Source organism: Pseudomonas asturiensis (assembly GCF_900143095.1).
GTDB lineage: Bacteria > Pseudomonadota > Gammaproteobacteria > Pseudomonadales > Pseudomonadaceae > Aquipseudomonas > Aquipseudomonas asturiensis.
In genome coordinates this window covers 228,168-243,594 of record NZ_FRDA01000007.1, presented here as the reverse complement: position 1 = coordinate 243,594, position 15,427 = coordinate 228,168, and the positions used below count along the sequence as shown (strand labels likewise).

General features: G+C 60.5%; 13 protein-coding genes. 9 read left to right on the top strand and 4 right to left on the bottom strand.

Going from position 1 to position 15,427, the window contains the following annotated elements; all coding sequences use genetic code 11:
- Positions 1-66: 66 nt before the first annotated feature.
- From BUB69_RS14975 to BUB69_RS14945, 7 genes are read left to right on the top strand one after another with little or no spacing between them, the layout of a single operon-like run.
- Positions 67-1,824 carry a carbamoyltransferase family protein gene (locus BUB69_RS14975; RefSeq protein ID WP_073168063.1) on the top strand — a complete coding sequence of 586 codons (1,758 nt, stop codon included), beginning with the start codon at positions 67-69 and terminating at the stop codon, positions 1,822-1,824.
- Positions 1,808-2,938 carry a glycosyltransferase gene (locus BUB69_RS14970; RefSeq protein ID WP_073168061.1) on the top strand — a complete coding sequence of 377 codons (1,131 nt, stop codon included), beginning with the start codon at positions 1,808-1,810 and terminating at the stop codon, positions 2,936-2,938. Before BUB69_RS14975 ends, BUB69_RS14970 begins: the two co-directional genes overlap by 17 nt.
- On the top strand, positions 2,938-3,834 hold the full coding sequence (locus BUB69_RS14965) for an antimicrobial resistance protein Mig-14 (RefSeq protein WP_073168060.1): 897 nt from the start codon (positions 2,938-2,940) through the stop codon (positions 3,832-3,834). Before BUB69_RS14970 ends, BUB69_RS14965 begins: the two co-directional genes overlap by 1 nt.
- Positions 3,831-5,240 carry a PIG-L deacetylase family protein gene (locus BUB69_RS14960; protein ID WP_073168058.1) on the top strand — a complete coding sequence of 470 codons (1,410 nt, stop codon included), beginning with the start codon at positions 3,831-3,833 and terminating at the stop codon, positions 5,238-5,240. Before BUB69_RS14965 ends, BUB69_RS14960 begins: the two co-directional genes overlap by 4 nt.
- 30 nt (positions 5,241-5,270) lie before the next feature.
- Positions 5,271-6,227: a glycosyltransferase family protein gene (locus BUB69_RS14955; protein ID WP_073168055.1), complete on the top strand. Its 957-nt coding sequence runs from the start codon at positions 5,271-5,273 to the stop codon at positions 6,225-6,227.
- A 31-nt stretch (positions 6,228-6,258) separates the two neighbouring features.
- Positions 6,259-7,032, top strand: a complete 774-nt coding sequence (locus BUB69_RS14950; protein ID WP_073168053.1) for a glycosyltransferase family 2 protein — start codon at positions 6,259-6,261, stop codon at positions 7,030-7,032.
- Positions 7,022-8,185 carry a hypothetical protein gene (locus tag BUB69_RS14945; protein WP_073168051.1) on the top strand — a complete coding sequence of 388 codons (1,164 nt, stop codon included), beginning with the start codon at positions 7,022-7,024 and terminating at the stop codon, positions 8,183-8,185. The genes BUB69_RS14950 and BUB69_RS14945 overlap by 11 nt, the downstream gene beginning before the upstream one ends.
- A 45-nt stretch (positions 8,186-8,230) precedes the next feature.
- Here BUB69_RS14945 and BUB69_RS14940 read toward each other — a convergent pair whose 3' ends face one another.
- On the bottom strand, positions 8,231-8,869 hold the full coding sequence (locus BUB69_RS14940) for a BUD32 family EKC/KEOPS complex subunit (protein WP_073168049.1): 639 nt from the start codon (positions 8,867-8,869) through the stop codon (positions 8,231-8,233).
- Positions 8,870-8,985: 116 nt separating this feature from the next.
- On the opposite strand from BUB69_RS14940, the gene msbA reads away from it, so the two are divergent.
- Together msbA and hldE are read left to right on the top strand one after the other, a co-directional pair.
- Positions 8,986-10,788: a lipid A export permease/ATP-binding protein MsbA gene (msbA, locus tag BUB69_RS14935; RefSeq protein ID WP_073168047.1), complete on the top strand. Its 1,803-nt coding sequence runs from the start codon at positions 8,986-8,988 to the stop codon at positions 10,786-10,788.
- 185 nt (positions 10,789-10,973) lie between these two features.
- Entirely contained in the window at positions 10,974-12,395 is a 1,422-nt protein-coding gene (hldE, locus tag BUB69_RS14930) for a bifunctional D-glycero-beta-D-manno-heptose-7-phosphate kinase/D-glycero-beta-D-manno-heptose 1-phosphate adenylyltransferase HldE (protein ID WP_073168045.1), read from the top strand.
- A 29-nt stretch (positions 12,396-12,424) separates the two neighbouring features.
- Here hldE and BUB69_RS14925 read toward each other — a convergent pair whose 3' ends face one another.
- The 3 genes from BUB69_RS14925 to BUB69_RS14915 are packed head-to-tail and all read right to left on the bottom strand — an operon-like array spanning position 12,425 to position 15,411.
- Positions 12,425-13,387 (bottom strand): metal ABC transporter ATPase, encoded by a 963-nt coding sequence (locus tag BUB69_RS14925; protein WP_073168043.1) that lies wholly within the window; start codon positions 13,385-13,387, stop codon positions 12,425-12,427.
- Positions 13,388-13,423: 36 nt separating this feature from the next.
- Positions 13,424-14,239: an aldo/keto reductase gene (locus tag BUB69_RS14920; protein WP_073168040.1), complete on the bottom strand. Its 816-nt coding sequence runs from the start codon at positions 14,237-14,239 to the stop codon at positions 13,424-13,426.
- Entirely contained in the window at positions 14,236-15,411 is a 1,176-nt protein-coding gene (locus BUB69_RS14915; protein ID WP_073168038.1) for an NAD(P)/FAD-dependent oxidoreductase, read from the bottom strand. Before BUB69_RS14915 ends, BUB69_RS14920 begins: the two co-directional genes overlap by 4 nt.
- Between the last annotated feature and the right edge of the window lie 16 nt (positions 15,412-15,427).

Here is a 15,427-nt window from a genome sequence, read left to right as displayed (position 1 = left end):
TGTGCGGGGGCACACATTTTCTCGGGCGCAACGCGCCTGCATGCAGACTAAAGAGGCTAGACCCTTGTGGCATTGACGATCCTTGGCCTGTCCGGCGCCCTTAGCCATGATCCTTCCGCAGCGCTTTACATCGACGGCAAGCTGATCGCAGCGGCCGAAGAAGAGCGCTTCGTTCGCGACAAGCATGCAAAGAACCGCATGCCCTACGAGTCGGCGAAGTTCTGTCTGGAGCAGGCAGGCATCAAGCCCTCCGACGTCGACGTGGTCGCGATCCCCTTCGCCCCGATCAGCCTGTTCGGCAAGGCGCGCTGGCACTACGCCAAGCGCTACTGGTACGCGCCGGATCGCGCCCTCGATGCGCTGCTGATGGGCAACCGTCGTTACAAGCGTTATCGCAACAAGATCGTCTGGTGCCTCGAACAACTGGGCTTCGATCCGAAAAAGATCAAGATCGAGCCGGTCGAGCACCACCTGGCCCACGCGTCCAGCGCCTATCACTGCTCCGGTTTCACCGAGAAAACCGCAATCATGGGCATCGACGGCAAGGGTGAGTACGCCACCACCTTCTTCGGCTATGGCGAGAACGGCAAGATCCACAAGATCAAGGAGTTCTTCGATCCGGATTCGCTGGGTGGCCTGTACGGCGCGATCACCGAGTTCCTCGGTTTCGAGATGCTGGACGGCGAGTTCAAGGTCATGGGCATGGCGCCGTACGGCGATGCCAGCAAATACGACTTCTCGCGCCTGGCCACTTTCGAGAACGGTGAGTTGATCATCAATACCGAGCTGGCCAACGTCATCGGCCTGCGTCGCTATAAAGAGAACGGGAAGGGCTTCTACTTCTCGCCAAAACTCATCGAATGGCTCGGCCCCAAGCGCGTTGGCGATGTGGCGGACGAACCCTACATCCATTACGCGGCCAGCATGCAGGCGCTGTTCGAAAAGCTTGCGCTGCAGATGATGGATCACTACCTGGGCGACATTCTCAAGGAGACCGGTAAAATCGCGTTCGCCGGTGGCTGTGCGCTGAACGTCAAGTTGAACCAGCGCATCATCGCCCGTCCCGAGGTCAAGGAACTGTTCGTCCAGCCTGCGTCCGGCGATGCCGGTACGGCGGTGGGCGCGGCGGCTTATGTGTCCCACGCGCGTGGCGTGCCGGTCGAGAAGATGGAACACGTCTACCTCGGCCCTGCGTACAGCAACGAAGACGTCATCGCTGCGTGCGCCCGTCACCCGAGCAAGCCGGTATGGCGCCAGATCGAAAACACCCCTGAGCGGATCGCCGAGATCATGGTCAAGGGCAACCCCGTGGCCTGGTTCCAGGGTCGCATGGAGTTTGGTCCTCGTGCGCTGGGCGGTCGTTCGATCATTGGTTGCCCGAGCGTGACCGGCGTGGCTGACCGCATCAACCACCAGATCAAGTTCCGCGAGCGCTGGAGGCCTTTCTGCCCGTCGATGCTCGACACCGTCGCGCCGCAGATGATCAAGATTGATCACCCGGCGCCTTTCATGACCTTCACCTTCGAAGTGGCGGAAGAGTGGAAGACCCGCGTGCCGGAAGTCGTCCATGAGGACGGCACGTCCCGTGCACAGGTGCTCAAGCGCGAATACAATCCGCGCTACTACGACATGATGAAGGCGCTGGAAAACCTGACCGGCAACGGCGTGTCGCTGAACACCTCGCTCAACCGCCGTGGCGAACCGATGATCTGTTCGCCGACCGATGCCTTGAACATGTTCTTTGGCTCCGACCTCGAATACTTGATCATGGAAGACATTCTGGTGGTCAAAGAGGGCGTTGAGGCTTATGACACGCTCGGCTGACCGTCACGTGCTGCAGTTCTGTCACGGCTATGACGGGCCGTTTCTGGACTGCGCTCGGCAGTACGCCAGCCTGTTCGCGGGCAAGGGCTATCGGGTGACCACTGTGTTTCTGACCGGTGCTGCCGACCCTGACGTTGTCGCCGACTGCGGTTCGGACGAAGTGCTGTTCATGGAGTACAGCTCCAGTGCCATTCGTGGCCTGAAGCTGGGTGCCATTCGCGATCTGCGCAAGATTGCGTCGTCGCGCAGCTTCAGCTTCTGCATCGCGCATCGTTTCAAGCCGGTCTATATCGCGCTGTTGGCGAGCCGTTTGCCGGTGATCGGCGTACATCACGCGTTTGGCGATTATCAGCGGCGCACCCGCAGGCTGTTCGCCAACCTGTTTCGCAAGCGTCTCAGTCTGCTGGGTGTTTCGGATTCGGTGCGCGACGACATGCGCAAAAGTCTGCCTGGCTGGCCTGCCGAACGTATCGAGACGCTGTACAACCGCATCGATGTGGAGCAACTGCAAGGCAGCCAGTTTTCTGCCGAGGATGCCCGCATCGAGCTGGGTCTTGCGCCGTCTGCCTGGGTCGTCGGTAACGTTGGGCGCCTGCATCCCGACAAGGATCAGGCGACCCTGTTACGCGGTTTTGCCCTGGCGCTTCCAGGCCTCCCCGAGAACAGTCAGCTGGTCGTGCTGGGCAAGGGGCGGCTTGAAGAAAACCTCAAGGCGCTTGCACGTGAACTGGGCATCGGCGCGCACGTGCTGTTCATGGGCCAGGTCGCGGACGCGCGTCGCTACTTCAAGGCGTTCGATGTGTTTGCATTGAGTTCGGATCACGAGCCCTTCGGCATGGTGCTCCTGGAGGCCATGGTGGCAGGTGTTCCCGTGGTGGCGACGTCCTGTGGCGGTGCCCGTGAGGTGGTCGAGGACGTGGGCCTGATGTTTCCGTTGGGTGATGAGCAGCGTCTGGCTCAAGGGCTGGTGCACATGGCCGGGCTGGATGCCGATCAGCGTCAGGACTGTGCCGAGCGAATGCTGGTGCGTCTGCGCGAGCGTTTTTCCGACCACGCGGTGCGCGAGGTCTTCTGGCGCTTGCCGCAGGTCACCCGTCTGGTAGCGGAGTCCTGATGCTCAACCGATTCAAAGCCTGGCGTGAACGTGGCTGGAGCGAAATCGATGCCGCTGCCTATGCGCAGGCGTGGCATCGCTTCGGCGGTAGCGTGGCGACTCATCCGCAGGTCATCGAGCGGCTGTCCGGTTTTTCGGGGATAGCCGTGCGTTATCTGGGCTGCGAGCAGAACGGCGAAATCAAGGCGGCCATTGCAACGTGGGGCCGCTCGCTGGCGCTGTCCAAGGACGAGCTCAAGCGTCACGGCAAGAAAGGCCTTTTCGACCTGGGCAACGCTGAGCTGATTCTGCCGATTGCCGAAGGCATCGAGGTGCCGGTACGTCATCGTGGGCGTTACCTCTCGTCATTGAACGAGGGTCGGGTCAGTACGTTCAAGCCGCAAACCGAATCCTTGGCCATGGCGCGCACGCCCGAAGAGTTGTCCAAGAAATTTCGCTACAACCAGCGCCGTGAACTGCGCCTGCTGGAAGAGGCGGGCGGCACGGTTCGGGCTGTCAGCGAGTTCGGCAGTGCTGAACTGGCGCGCATGTATTGCGAGCTGTTCCAGCGCCGCTGGGGGTTCGAGGCGACCGGTGCTGCGCACAAGGCGGAAGTGATCGAGCTGCTGCGCGACCTGCTGATCGGCTCGGTGGTGTTTCTCAACGATGCGCCGATCGCCATTCAACTGGTGTACCGCGTTGAAGCGCCCGAGTGGGTCAGCGTCGAATACGTCAACGGCGGTGTCGATCCTCAGACCCGTGATTTCAGTCCCGGCAGCGTGCTGAGCTTCGTCAACACGCAAAGCGCCTGGGAAGAGGCGCGTGCGCTGGGTAAATCTCTGCGCTTCTCGTTCGGCCGTGCTGACCGTGAGTACAAGGATCGCTGGTGCAACCCTGTGCCGGTGTTCCAGATTTGAGCCGCAAGCAGGCACTGCTCAAGCGTCACCGTCGCAACAAGCGTCTGGCGCTGATGGGTGGCGTGTTGCTGTTGATCGTCATGGGTGTGACGGTGGCGTGGTGGCTGGTGCCCGTTCTGGCGATTGCGGCCTGGGTTGCCCACGAGGCCTGGTTTGCCGATCACCTGTTCTATTCGCCTTCGGACGACTATCAGTACACCTTCGCCGCTGAAAACGAAGTATCGGGTGTGCGTCTTGAGGGCGATCGGATGACGTTCACCGAGCCGTTCACGCTGCAAGGCGGGGAAACGCTGGTGCTGGCGTTGACCATCAAGGCAGGTTGGCTGGGGCGTTTTCTCGACCCTCTCGTTGAGCTGCACGGCGCCGATATTCCAGACAGGCAAGCCTTCGAGCGCGGCGTCAACGGCATGCGCTATCTGAACCTGACCGGGCTCGGCGCACCCCTGGCCGCAGGCGTGTTGAGCCTGCGGGGGCGTTTCTGTCGTGTGACCGGGCAGCCGCGTCTGTGGGTCTTTCGCCAGCCGGATGTGCGCCAGCAGCGCGTGATGGTGATTGCGCCGCACGCCGACGACGCAGAATTGGCGGCGTTCGGGCTTTACAGCCAGGCTTCGGATGCCTGGATCGTGACGTTGACGGCCGGTGAGATCGAAGCCAATCACTATCGGCGGATGGGCATGAACAGCGTCGAGGCTGCACGCATGAAAGGCCGGCTGCGTGCCTGGGACAGTATCGCCGTGGCGCGCTGGGGTGGCGTACCGGAGTCGCAGTGCGTGCAACTGGGCTATTTTTGCCTGCAATTGCCCGCCATGCAGGCCGCGCCTCAGACACCGGTCGGGTCACGCGAGGCGGACCTGCTCGATACCCGTCTGTTCCGCCAGTTCAACTCTGTGCCGTTGCCGGGCGATGACGGCCAGCCGACCTGGGATAACCTGCTGGCCGATCTGCGCACGCTGATTCTCAAGGCCAGGCCGCAAGTCGTGGTCATGCCGCACCCGGCCATCGACCCGCACCCCGATCATATCTGCGCCCAGGCCGCCGTGCGCGAGGCGCTGGCCGGGCTTGAATGGCAGCCCGAGGTCGTACTCGGTTACGCCAACCATCTGCACGACAATGACCGCTGGCCTATGGGTGATGCCTACACCGGCATCAGCCTGCCGCCGGTTTTCGATGCACAGTTGGAACTTGAGCCTTACAGCCTTGAAGTGTCTGTTCAGACGCAGCGCGACAAAGCCATGGCGCTGGGCATGATGCATGACCTGCAGCCGCCCATGCCGTTCAAGCGGCGTGTGCGCCGCTGTCTGCAGCGCCTGCTGGCAGGCCGCCGCTGGCCCGCTGAAGGTGAAAACGAATTCTTCCGTAAGGCGGTGCGGCGACATGAATTGTTCTGGCGTAGTCGTGATCTCTGATTCAGCAGGCGCAGCACTGCAAGGAAAACAATGAAAGTCCTATTTCTGGTTCAGAAAGAGCAGCGTGCGATTCTGGATCGTCTGTATGACGGTATCGCCGCGCATTGCGAGTGCGATATACGTTGGCTGGATTCGGAGCAGCAACGAAACCTGCGTGGCTATTTCCGGCGAGAGGTCGACGTGACCCGCTATGACCGCATCGTCTTCTTTCTGCGTTTCAAGCAGGAAGTGCGTCAGGTGAGATTCATCCGCACGATCCCCAATCTGGTCATCCTCGAACACGATGCCTATCAGAACTACATTCCCTGCAAGTACACCGGCAAGTTCAGCGCGCATTACCGCAAGCTGCCCTGGGCGCGGGTGATCTGCTCCGGTTATGTGGTCAGCGAGCGCCTGCGTCAGGAAGGTTTCGACGCCGTGTTCGTGCCTAAAGGCTACGACCAGGCCCTGTTGCAAGGTCAGCACCGCGAGCGTGACATCGAACTGGCCTTTGTCGGCAGTACCAACAGCGTGGCCTACAGCGGCCGCAAGGCGCTGCTGGACGAACTGGGTCGGCAGGAAAACCTGCTGGTCACGCGGACCAAGTCCGGCGAGGAATACTGCGACACGCTGAACCGCATTCGCTTTTTTGTGAGTGCAGATGTCGGCATGGGCGAATACATGATCAAGAACTTCGAGGCCATGGCGTGCGGATGCGTGCTGCTGGCGTTCGATCAGGGCGCTGAGGAGAACCGTGCACTGGGGTTCGTGGACATGCACAACATCGTCCTGTACCAGGACATTCCCCAGCTTCGCGAGAAGCTGGCACGGCTGCGCGACGACGCTGCGCTGGCCGATGAAATATCCCGCAATGCACAAGCGCTCGTCGAGCAGCGCTTCACCTTCCATGCTCTGGGCAAAGCTATCGTCGAACAGATGCAGGCGCCGTTGAGGCCCATGCCTGCGGCAAACTGGGTCGATCGTCTGCGATCACGCTGGGCGTGGTAATGTCTTTCGAAATTACAATGATTGGGAACACATGATGGTATTCAGCGAAAACAGCGACATCACGCTGGTCGTCACCAGTTGTGGTCGATTCGATTTGTTGAAGCGTACGCTGGACACATTCGACCGCTTCAACACTGCCCCCATTCGCCATGTGCTGATTACCGAAGATTCAGGTGACGCTCAGGTCGAGACGTGTATCCCTGAGCACTGGCGCGCCCATACCCGCTTCATCATCAACAACCCCAAGCTGGGCCAGATGCGCTCGGTCGACGCCGCCTATGCGCTGATCGAAACCCGTTGGGTGTTCCACTGCGAGGACGACTGGGATTTCTATCGTCCGCACTTCATCGAAGAGTCGATGATTCTGCTGGAAAACGATCCCCAGGCGCTGCAGGTCTGGCTGCGCAGTTTCAATCACGACCTGCAGATCCACAGCCCGTATGTGTACCTGAACGAGCGCGAAGTGGTTCAAGGCATTCCGTTCTACAAACTGGGTTCGCACAAGGCCGAGTGGCAGGGTTTCTCCTTCAATCCCGGGCTGCGTCGTCTGGCTGACTACCAGCAACATGCGCCTTACGCAAGCCATGGTGGGGAGAAGAAACTTTCACAATTGTTTGCGTCGGAAAACCGCTACGCTCTCATTCTGGAAAACGATGCCGTGCTGCATACCGGGTTCGGTGAGCACGTGGTGGTCCCGCAGGAGCGACTGGACAAGCAACGTCGCAAGCGCCGTGATCGCATCAAGCTGATCGGTGCCGTGATCCTCGGACTGGTAACGGGTTGGTTGATCAATAATGTCTATTGACGCAAACACTGCGGTAAACCCAAGGGTGCAGACGTATTTCAATACTGCACTCATGGTCTTTGTACTGAGTTTCATCCTGATTCCGTCGGCCAAGTGGACCAACAACCTGTTCTACGCGTTCATGGCGCTGCCGGGCCTGGTGTTTCTGATCAAGACGCGCGGCGCAGGTATCTTCGCTCACCCGCTGGGCATCGCCTGGGTGGTGTTCATGGCGACTTTTCTGCTGCCAGCGTTCTATGCGAAGGAATTCCAGTTCTACAAGCACATTGCCTACGTCACGCTGTTTATCTTTATCATCGCCGGGCTTACGGATAATCGACTCTTTCAGAGGGGCGTGCTGATACGCAGCCTGTTCTGGGTGATCTGCCTTTATATCCTGACGTCGAGCGCACACAGCTGGTTGACCGGACAGTTCGAGTTCGGCAAGCGTGTGGAGATTCTGTGGGCGCGCATGGAGAACGTCATTTATGCCAGCGCCTGGATGGTCTGCAGCCTGGCTTTGGCGCTATCCGTCTGGCTGAAGGAAAAACGTTGGGTGGAGGCGTTCTGCGGGGTTGCACTGACCCTGATCGTGGCGGCCTTTGTCGTTCAGACCCGCACGGCGCTGGTGGGCGCAGCCTTTCTGTTCATGGTCTGCGCACTGTACTCGCTGTTTCGGTTTCCCAGGCGCACACTCGCCACCATGCTGGTCCTGGCAGTCGCGGCAGTCGTAGCGTACTGGGTGGTCAAGGACGAGCAGTGGGTCAAGTTGCTGATGGTGCGGGGCGATTCCTACCGCATCGAGCTGTTCGAAATCATGACCGGCGAGTGGCGCAATTGCGGATGGCTGCTGGGCTGTGGGGTCGACTTCATCACGACCAAGACCCTGACGGGCGGTGTGCCGATCCAGCACCCGCACAACATTTTCGTGGCACTGGGTTTGTATGACGGTGCCATTGCACTGGTGCTGTTCATCATCGTAATGGCCATGACCCTCTGGCAAGCGCTGCGACTGCGCGATCCTTGGGGGCTGTACCTGGCGTGTGCGTTGTTGATGCTCAACTTCGATGGCTCGCAATTGATCGGTAACCCGGACGAGCTTTGGGTATTGGTACTGCTGCCGGCGGCGATGGTACTGGGAAGGGTGGTGCAACAGCGTCGGCTTGCGCACTGACAGGACGCAAGGGCAGGGCCGCCAGGAAGGCGGCCCGTTCATCACTCAGTGGATGGCCTGGGCCAGTTCGTCTGGGGAACAGACCGTTTGGGCACTCAGGTAACCGTTCAGGAAAGCCGGGTTGTCATCGCCCAGCAGCCATTGTCTGTCTTCGAGGTAGCGCAGCATGTGCTTGAAGTTGCGCAGACGCAGGTTCTTGCGCAAGGGGCGGCGATAGGTCTTCAGGTCGGCGATATCGATGAGGCCGAGCGCACCGTCGGGTGTGAGCACCACATTGCCCAAGTGTGCAGAACGAAAATAGACGCCTTTTTCATGCAGGTTGGCGATGAAGCGTCCCAGTTGCAGACGCAGGTTATCGTCACTGCCAGCATGGCCCAGCAGCTGACGCAGGGTCAGTCCCGCCAGTGGGTCGTAATGCACGGCATCGCGGGCAATCTCGGCGATCCGGTAGACCGTACGAACCTGCGGGCAGGGAATGGCGCGTTTGGACAGGGTGACGCAGTTGTCTGCAAAGCGCCGTGCGTAGGGATACCAGGCGGCGGAACTGATCAGGCGCTTGCGCCTGAACAGTTTCAACATTGAACCGTCATTAAGGCGTAGTACTTTGTCGCCCGTGCCGTCGGCTTCAAGCACTTCGGCTCCTTGAACCAAGGCAAGGTAGTGGGCGTGGTCGAGCGCTTGCATCGATACTCCGGATTCTGCGCCCCAAGGGCTGGACGGGCCGTGTATGTTACCGCAGCAGGCTGCCCCGAAAACCGCTTGTGATACAATTCGCCCTCTTTTTAATACGACGGATTCTCATGACAACCTCCGAATCGTCCGCCACTTCCAGTGTGAAAATCTATTTTCGCCTGTTGTCCTATGTGCGTCCGTATGTGGGCATTTTTCTGCTCAGTATCCTAGGTTTCGTGATCTTTGCTTCGACCCAGCCGATGCTGGCGGGCATTCTGAAATACTTTGTCGACGGTCTGAGCAATCCCGAAGCCGTGCTGTTCCCCAACGTGCCTTATCTCAGGGATCTGCAACTGCTGCAGGCCGTGCCGATACTGATCGTAATGATCGCCGCCTGGCAGGGGCTGGGGTCGTTTCTGGGCAACTACTTCCTGGCCAAGGTGTCGCTGGGGCTGGTGCATGACCTGCGTGTTGAGCTGTTCAACAAGCTGCTGGTGCTGCCCAATCGCTACTTCGATACCACCAATTCGGGTCACCTGATTTCACGCATCACCTTCAACGTCACCATGGTGACCGGTGCTGCGACAGATGCCATCAAGGTCGTGATCCGTGAGGGTCTGACGGTGGTGTTCCTGTTCATCTACCTGCTGTGGATGAACTGGCAGCTGACGCTGGTCATGCTCGCCATCCTGCCGCTGATTGCCATCATGGTCGGCAGCGCGAGCAAGAAATTCCGCAAGCAGAGCAAGAAAATCCAGGTGGCGATGGGCGACGTGACGCACGTGGCCTCTGAAACCATTCAGGGTTATCGCGTGGTGCGCAGCTTCGGCGGTGAGGAATACGAGCAGGATCGTTTTGCGCGTGCCAGCACCAGCAACACCAAAAAGCAGTTGCGCATGACCAAGACCGGCGCAATCTATACGCCGATGTTGCAGCTGGTCATCTACACCGCCATGGCAGTGCTGATGTTTCTGGTGCTGTTCCTGCGTGGCGATGCGACCGCGGGCGATCTGGTGGCTTACATCACGGCAGCGGGCCTGTTGCCCAAGCCGATCCGTCAGTTGTCGGAAGTCAGTTCGACCATCCAGAAAGGTGTTGCCGGTGCCGAAAGCATTTTCGAACAGCTGGATGTAGAGCAGGAAATCGACACCGGGACGATAGAGCGTGACCGTGTCTCGGGTCGTCTTGAGGTGAAGAACCTCAGCTTCTTCTATCCGCAGACCGAGCGTCAGGTCCTGAATGACATCAGTTTCTCCGCGGCGCCAGGGCAGATGATCGCACTGGTGGGCCGTTCGGGCAGTGGCAAGTCGACCCTGGCCAACCTGATTCCACGTTTCTATACCCATGAAACCGGGCAGATCCTGCTCGATGACGTCGAGATCAATGACTATCGCCTGCGCAACCTGCGCAGGCACATCGCTCAGGTCAATCAGAACGTCACGCTGTTCAACGACACCATCGCCAACAACATTGCCTACGGTGATCTGGCGGGCGCGCCGCGTGCCGACATCGAGGCTGCCGCTGCCGACGCCTACGCCAAGGAATTCATCGATCAGTTGCCTCAGGGCTTTGATACCCCGGTGGGTGAAAATGGTGTGTTGCTGTCCGGTGGCCAGCGTCAGCGTCTGGCAATTGCCCGTGCGCTGCTCAAGAATGCGCCGGTGCTGATTCTCGATGAAGCGACCTCCGCGCTGGACACCGAGTCGGAGCGCCACATTCAGGCCGCGCTGGATCAGGTCATGAAAGGCCGCACGACGCTGGTGATCGCACACCGTCTGTCGACCATCGAGAAAGCCGACCTGATTCTGGTGATGGACGCCGGTCAGATTGTCGAGCGTGGCACTCACGCCGAGCTGCTGGCGAAAAACGGCTATTACGCTCGCCTCCACGCGATGGGGCTGGACGAGCCTGCGCCTGTCGGCGCTATCTGATCACTTGCGGTTGCGTCGTGCTTGCAGCATGGCGCACCCGCAGATCATCGCAGCTGAATACGCACCTTTTTCCCGATTGGAATCGCCCTTTGAGCGCGTCAGGAATCCGGTTCTGAACAGCCTGTCTGTTCAAACCCCCTGTGCTAAGATTCCGCCCCTGTTCATTTTCTAGTACGGGTTGTTCGATGAAGTTATCCATGCCGCGCTTTGATCAGGCCCCAGTCCTGGTGGTGGGCGATGTCATGCTCGACAGATACTGGCATGGTGGTACATCGCGTATTTCTCCAGAAGCGCCAGTGCCTGTCGTCAAGGTCGATCAGATCGAAGACCGTCCCGGCGGTGCTGCCAACGTGGCATTGAACATCGCTGCATTGGGTGCGCCAGCCTCGCTGGTCGGTGTGACCGGTGACGACGAAGCGGCAGACAGCCTGAGCAACAGCCTCAAGGCCGCCGGTGTGCTGGCCCGTTTCCAGCGTATCGCCAACCAGCCGACCATCGTCAAGCTGCGCGTCATGAGCCGGCACCAGCAACTGCTGCGTATCGATTTCGAAGAACCCTTCGCCACCGATGCGCAGGCCTTGAGCACAGAGGTCGACGGCCTGCTGGACGGCATCAAGGTGCTGGTGCTGTCCGACTACGGCAAGGGTGCGCTCAAGAACCATCAGGCGCTGATTCAGGCCGCTCGGGTGCGTGGCATTCCAGTGCTGGCCGACCCCAAAGGCAAGGACTTCGCGATCTACCGGGGCGCCAGCCTGATCACCCCTAACCTCAGCGAATTCGAGGCCATCGTCGGCCATTGTGTCGACGAGGCCGAACTGGTCGCCAAGGGCGCACAGTTGATGAGCGAGCTGGACCTGGGTGCGTTGCTGGTGACCCGTGGCGAGCACGGCATGACCCTGCTGCGCCCTGATCAACAGGCGCTGCACTTGCCGGCCCGTGCGCGTGAGGTGTTCGACGTCACCGGTGCTGGCGATACGGTCATTTCCACGCTGGCTGCGGCGATTGCGGCGGGCGAGGAACTGCCGCATGCGGTCGCACTGGCCAATCTGGCGGCAGGCATCGTGGTCGGCAAACTGGGTACCGCTGCGATCAGCGCCCCTGAGCTGCGTCGCGCCATTCAGCGCGAAGAAGGTTCCGAGCGGGGTGTTCTGGGTCTTGAGCAACTGCTGCTGGCCGTCGATGACGCGCGGGCGCATAAGGAAAAGATCGTCTTTACCAACGGTTGCTTCGACATCCTGCATGCCGGCCACGTGACTTACCTGGAGCAGGCGCGCGCGCAGGGAGATCGTCTGATCGTTGCGGTCAACGACGACGCCTCTGTCAGTCGCCTCAAGGGGCCTGGCCGTCCGATCAACAGCGTGGATCGCCGGATGGCGGTTCTGGCCGGTCTGGGCGCTGTGGACTGGGTGATCAGTTTTCCCGAAGGCACGCCGGAAAACCTGCTGACCCACGTCAAGCCCGATGTGCTGGTCAAGGGCGGCGATTACGGTATCGATCAGGTAGTCGGTGCCGATATCGTTCAGGCCTACGGCGGCGAAGTGAAGGTGTTGGGCCTGGTCGAGAACAGCTCGACCACGGCCATCGTCGAGAAAATTCGCGGGCAGTGATGGTGCCCGGGGCTTTCCGGTCACACCGCTTACTTGCTCAGGCTGCCGCGCGCCAGGCTCAACAGCTCTCTGGCCTTGTTGGTCAGGCGTTTGAGCCCCGTCTTCTTCGGTGGCGGGCTCATGCCTTGCTGACGCAACCAGTCCTTCCAGCGAATTCTTTCCTCGCGCACTACCCAGCCGTCCTGTGCGGCAAAGCTCTCTGCCAGGTACAGACCGCGTGTGCCTGCCGGGGTCAGCTTGTCGCGCTTGAGGGTGTAAAGCTCAGGTAGCGGCGAGCCATTTTCCAGCGGCATCAGGTACAGGTCAGGTCTGCTTCGATTCAGGCGCGCGACCAGTTGATCGTTTTCCAGCATCTCGTCGACGTGGAACAGGCTGATCGGGCGTGCTTCTTTTGGAATTTCCAGACGCATGTCGTAGATCAATTGCAGGGATGCGGTTGGCAAGTGCACGTAGGCCCGCGGGCGTTCCAGCAGCATCAGGTTGCCGGCCCGCACCGGTCTTGCTGCACCTGAAAGCGGGCTCAGGGTAAAGGGCATGGCTTCACGGTAATGCAGCGCCGACGCGTAAGGCGCGGGCAGCCAGGTGTCCTTGAACATTCCGCTCAGCCAGCCTTGTGGCGTTTCGATCAGGCATTCTTCGGCCACTTCCTGGATGGCAGTGTGCAGCGGCAGCGTCAGCTCATGGGCCGGAACGTAGCCGGAAATCAGCTTGAGCACCACGTCGCCGCGGTCCTGGCGACGCTGACGCACCAGCACCCAGTAATCGCGATTCTGCCAACTGATGGTCAGGCGAATGGACACGCCCAGGTTGGCCAGTTCGGTGGCGAAACGTTCGGTGTCGGGCACTTCGATCTTGCGCCGACGCTGCAAGGTCTGAGTGAAGTTCATCGGCATGCCGATGCTCTGATAGCTCAGGCTTTCAGGGGTGGCTTCGACGAACAGCGGCAGGGTCTTGAAGTTGCTGGGATTCTTCCGAATCAATGTTCGCGGCATATCGGCTCCTTCTTGCGTTGGGGTCGGCCGCCTAAATCAGGCTTGACGGCAAATCACGGCAGCAGCGGTGGCAACGTTGTGCGCCAGGTGCAGGGGGTTGATGGTCCCGACAATAGCACTGGCGACGCCCGGGTGTTCAAACAGTAACTGGAAACTGGCCTGCACCGGATCCGTCCCGGGTGTCAGGCACACATGTCCGCTGGCCAAGGCTTTCTTGACCAGAACACCTTTGCCGTGGGCAGCAGCGTAGTCCAGAACCGGTTTCTCACCCTGTTCATTGAGATTATAGGTAACCATGGCGCAGTCCCCGTCGCGCAGTGCCAACAGACCACCCTCTACGGTCTTGCCGGAAAAACCGAAGCCACGGATCTTGCCTTCACGTTTGAGCGCGGCAAGGGTTTCGTACACCGCCATTTCTTCAAGAATCGCCAGATCATTGCCGTCCGAGTGGACCAGCACCAGATCGAGAAAGTCGGTTTCAAGACGTTTCAGGCTGCGCTCTACCGACAGCCGGGTGTGTTCGGCGCTGAAATCGTGGCTCGACTGTCCGTTCACGAACTCTTCACCCACCTTGCTGACGATGACCCAGTCCTGACGCTGGCCGCGCAATAGCGGGCCAAGACGCTCTTCGCTGGTGCCGTAGGCAGGCGCAGTGTCGATCAGGTTGATGCCCATGTCCCGGGCCATCTTGAGCAGCATGGCGGCCTGCTGATCGTCAGGGATCTTGAATCCGCTCGGGTACTTGACCCCTTGATCACGCCCCAGTTTGACGGTGCCCAGGCCCAGCGGCGAGACGTTCAGGCCGGTGCTGCCAAACGGGCGGTGCAGGTCGTGCAGGGTTTTCAGGCTCATGGCAGCAGTTGATCCCAGACAGGTATGGCGATAGGCGGCTTCGGCACACCTGCCAGCGGTGGTTGGGGCGTCGGGTGGATGCCTTCTCTGGAGAGGACTGACAGCACGCGGTCGGCGAAGTCCGGTGCCAGCGCCAGCTTGGTCGGCCAGCCCACCATCAGGCGCTTCTGGCTGTCCAGAAACGCGTTATCGGGACGTACCAGACCTGACTGTGCGGGCTCTGCGCGGTCAACCCGCAAGGTCGCCCATTGCGCCTGACTCAGATCGACCCACGGCAGCAGCGCTTCTAGCTCCTTGCGGGCAACAGCGATCTGCGCTTCGGGCTCACGCGCCACGCCGTCAGCTTCGGCCAGGTCGCCACCCAGGTACCAGACCCACTGGCCGTCGGCTGCGGGGTGCGTAGTCACGGTGATGCGCGGCTTGGTGCCGCCACCCAGGCAGTGGGCATACAACGGCTTGAGGGTCGGCCCCTTGACCAGCACCATGTGCAACGGGCGACGCTGCATCTGCGGTTGCGAGAGGCCGACGGCCTGCAACAGGTCTGCGTTGCCGCCCCCCGCGCTAAGCACGATACGTTGCGCGTGAATGTCCCGGCCATCGATCCGCAGGCCGATCAGTTCATCGCCTTCGTACAGCGGTTCGATCTGCTGGCCGGCGAGCAGGCTGTCACCGGCCAGCTCCGCCAGGCGATTGACCAGGCTCGGCACATCGACGACCAATTCGGCCAGCCGGTACACCTTGCCCTTGAATTTAGGGTGTTGCAGCGCGGGCGGCAGTTGCTCGCCCTTGACCTGATCCACACGCCCGCGCACTGCCTTGCTGGCGAAGAAGCTGGTCAGGTTGCCCGCGATGGTGCCTGGCGACCAGAGGTAATGAGCGTCTGACAGCAGACGCACGCCGGACAGGTCCAGCTCGCCCTTGCCGTCGAGGGCTTCACGCCAGCGACGCGGCATGTCGGCAATGGCTTCGGAGGCACCCGACAGTGCTCCGTGCAGCGCGTACTTGGCCCCGCCGTGAATGATCCCTTGAGACTTCAGGCTTTGTCCGCCACCCAGGCTTGCGCTTTCTACCAGCACTGTCGAGAACCCTTGACGACGCAATCGGGCATTGAGCCAGAGGCCGGCGATGCCCGCGCCGACAATCAGGACGTCAGTGGAAATAACAGATGGCATGGGCACCTCAGTGAGT

Coding starts and splice junctions, on each gene's coding strand:
- BUB69_RS14970 (WP_073168061.1), top strand. CDS start 1,808: ATGACACGCTCGGCTGACCGTCACGTGCTGCAGTTCTGTCACGGCTAT.
- BUB69_RS14920 (WP_073168040.1), bottom strand. CDS start 14,239: ATGAGCCTGAAAACCCTGCACGACCTGCACCGCCCGTTTGGCAGCACC.
- BUB69_RS14950 (WP_073168053.1), top strand. CDS start 6,259: ATGATGGTATTCAGCGAAAACAGCGACATCACGCTGGTCGTCACCAGT.
- hldE (WP_073168045.1), top strand. CDS start 10,974: ATGAAGTTATCCATGCCGCGCTTTGATCAGGCCCCAGTCCTGGTGGTG.
- BUB69_RS14955 (WP_073168055.1), top strand. CDS start 5,271: ATGAAAGTCCTATTTCTGGTTCAGAAAGAGCAGCGTGCGATTCTGGAT.
- BUB69_RS14925 (WP_073168043.1), bottom strand. CDS start 13,387: ATGCCGCGAACATTGATTCGGAAGAATCCCAGCAACTTCAAGACCCTG.
- BUB69_RS14915 (WP_073168038.1), bottom strand. CDS start 15,411: ATGCCATCTGTTATTTCCACTGACGTCCTGATTGTCGGCGCGGGCATC.
- BUB69_RS14945 (WP_073168051.1), top strand. CDS start 7,022: ATGTCTATTGACGCAAACACTGCGGTAAACCCAAGGGTGCAGACGTAT.
- BUB69_RS14940 (WP_073168049.1), bottom strand. CDS start 8,869: ATGCAAGCGCTCGACCACGCCCACTACCTTGCCTTGGTTCAAGGAGCC.
- BUB69_RS14965 (WP_073168060.1), top strand. CDS start 2,938: ATGCTCAACCGATTCAAAGCCTGGCGTGAACGTGGCTGGAGCGAAATC.
- msbA (WP_073168047.1), top strand. CDS start 8,986: ATGACAACCTCCGAATCGTCCGCCACTTCCAGTGTGAAAATCTATTTT.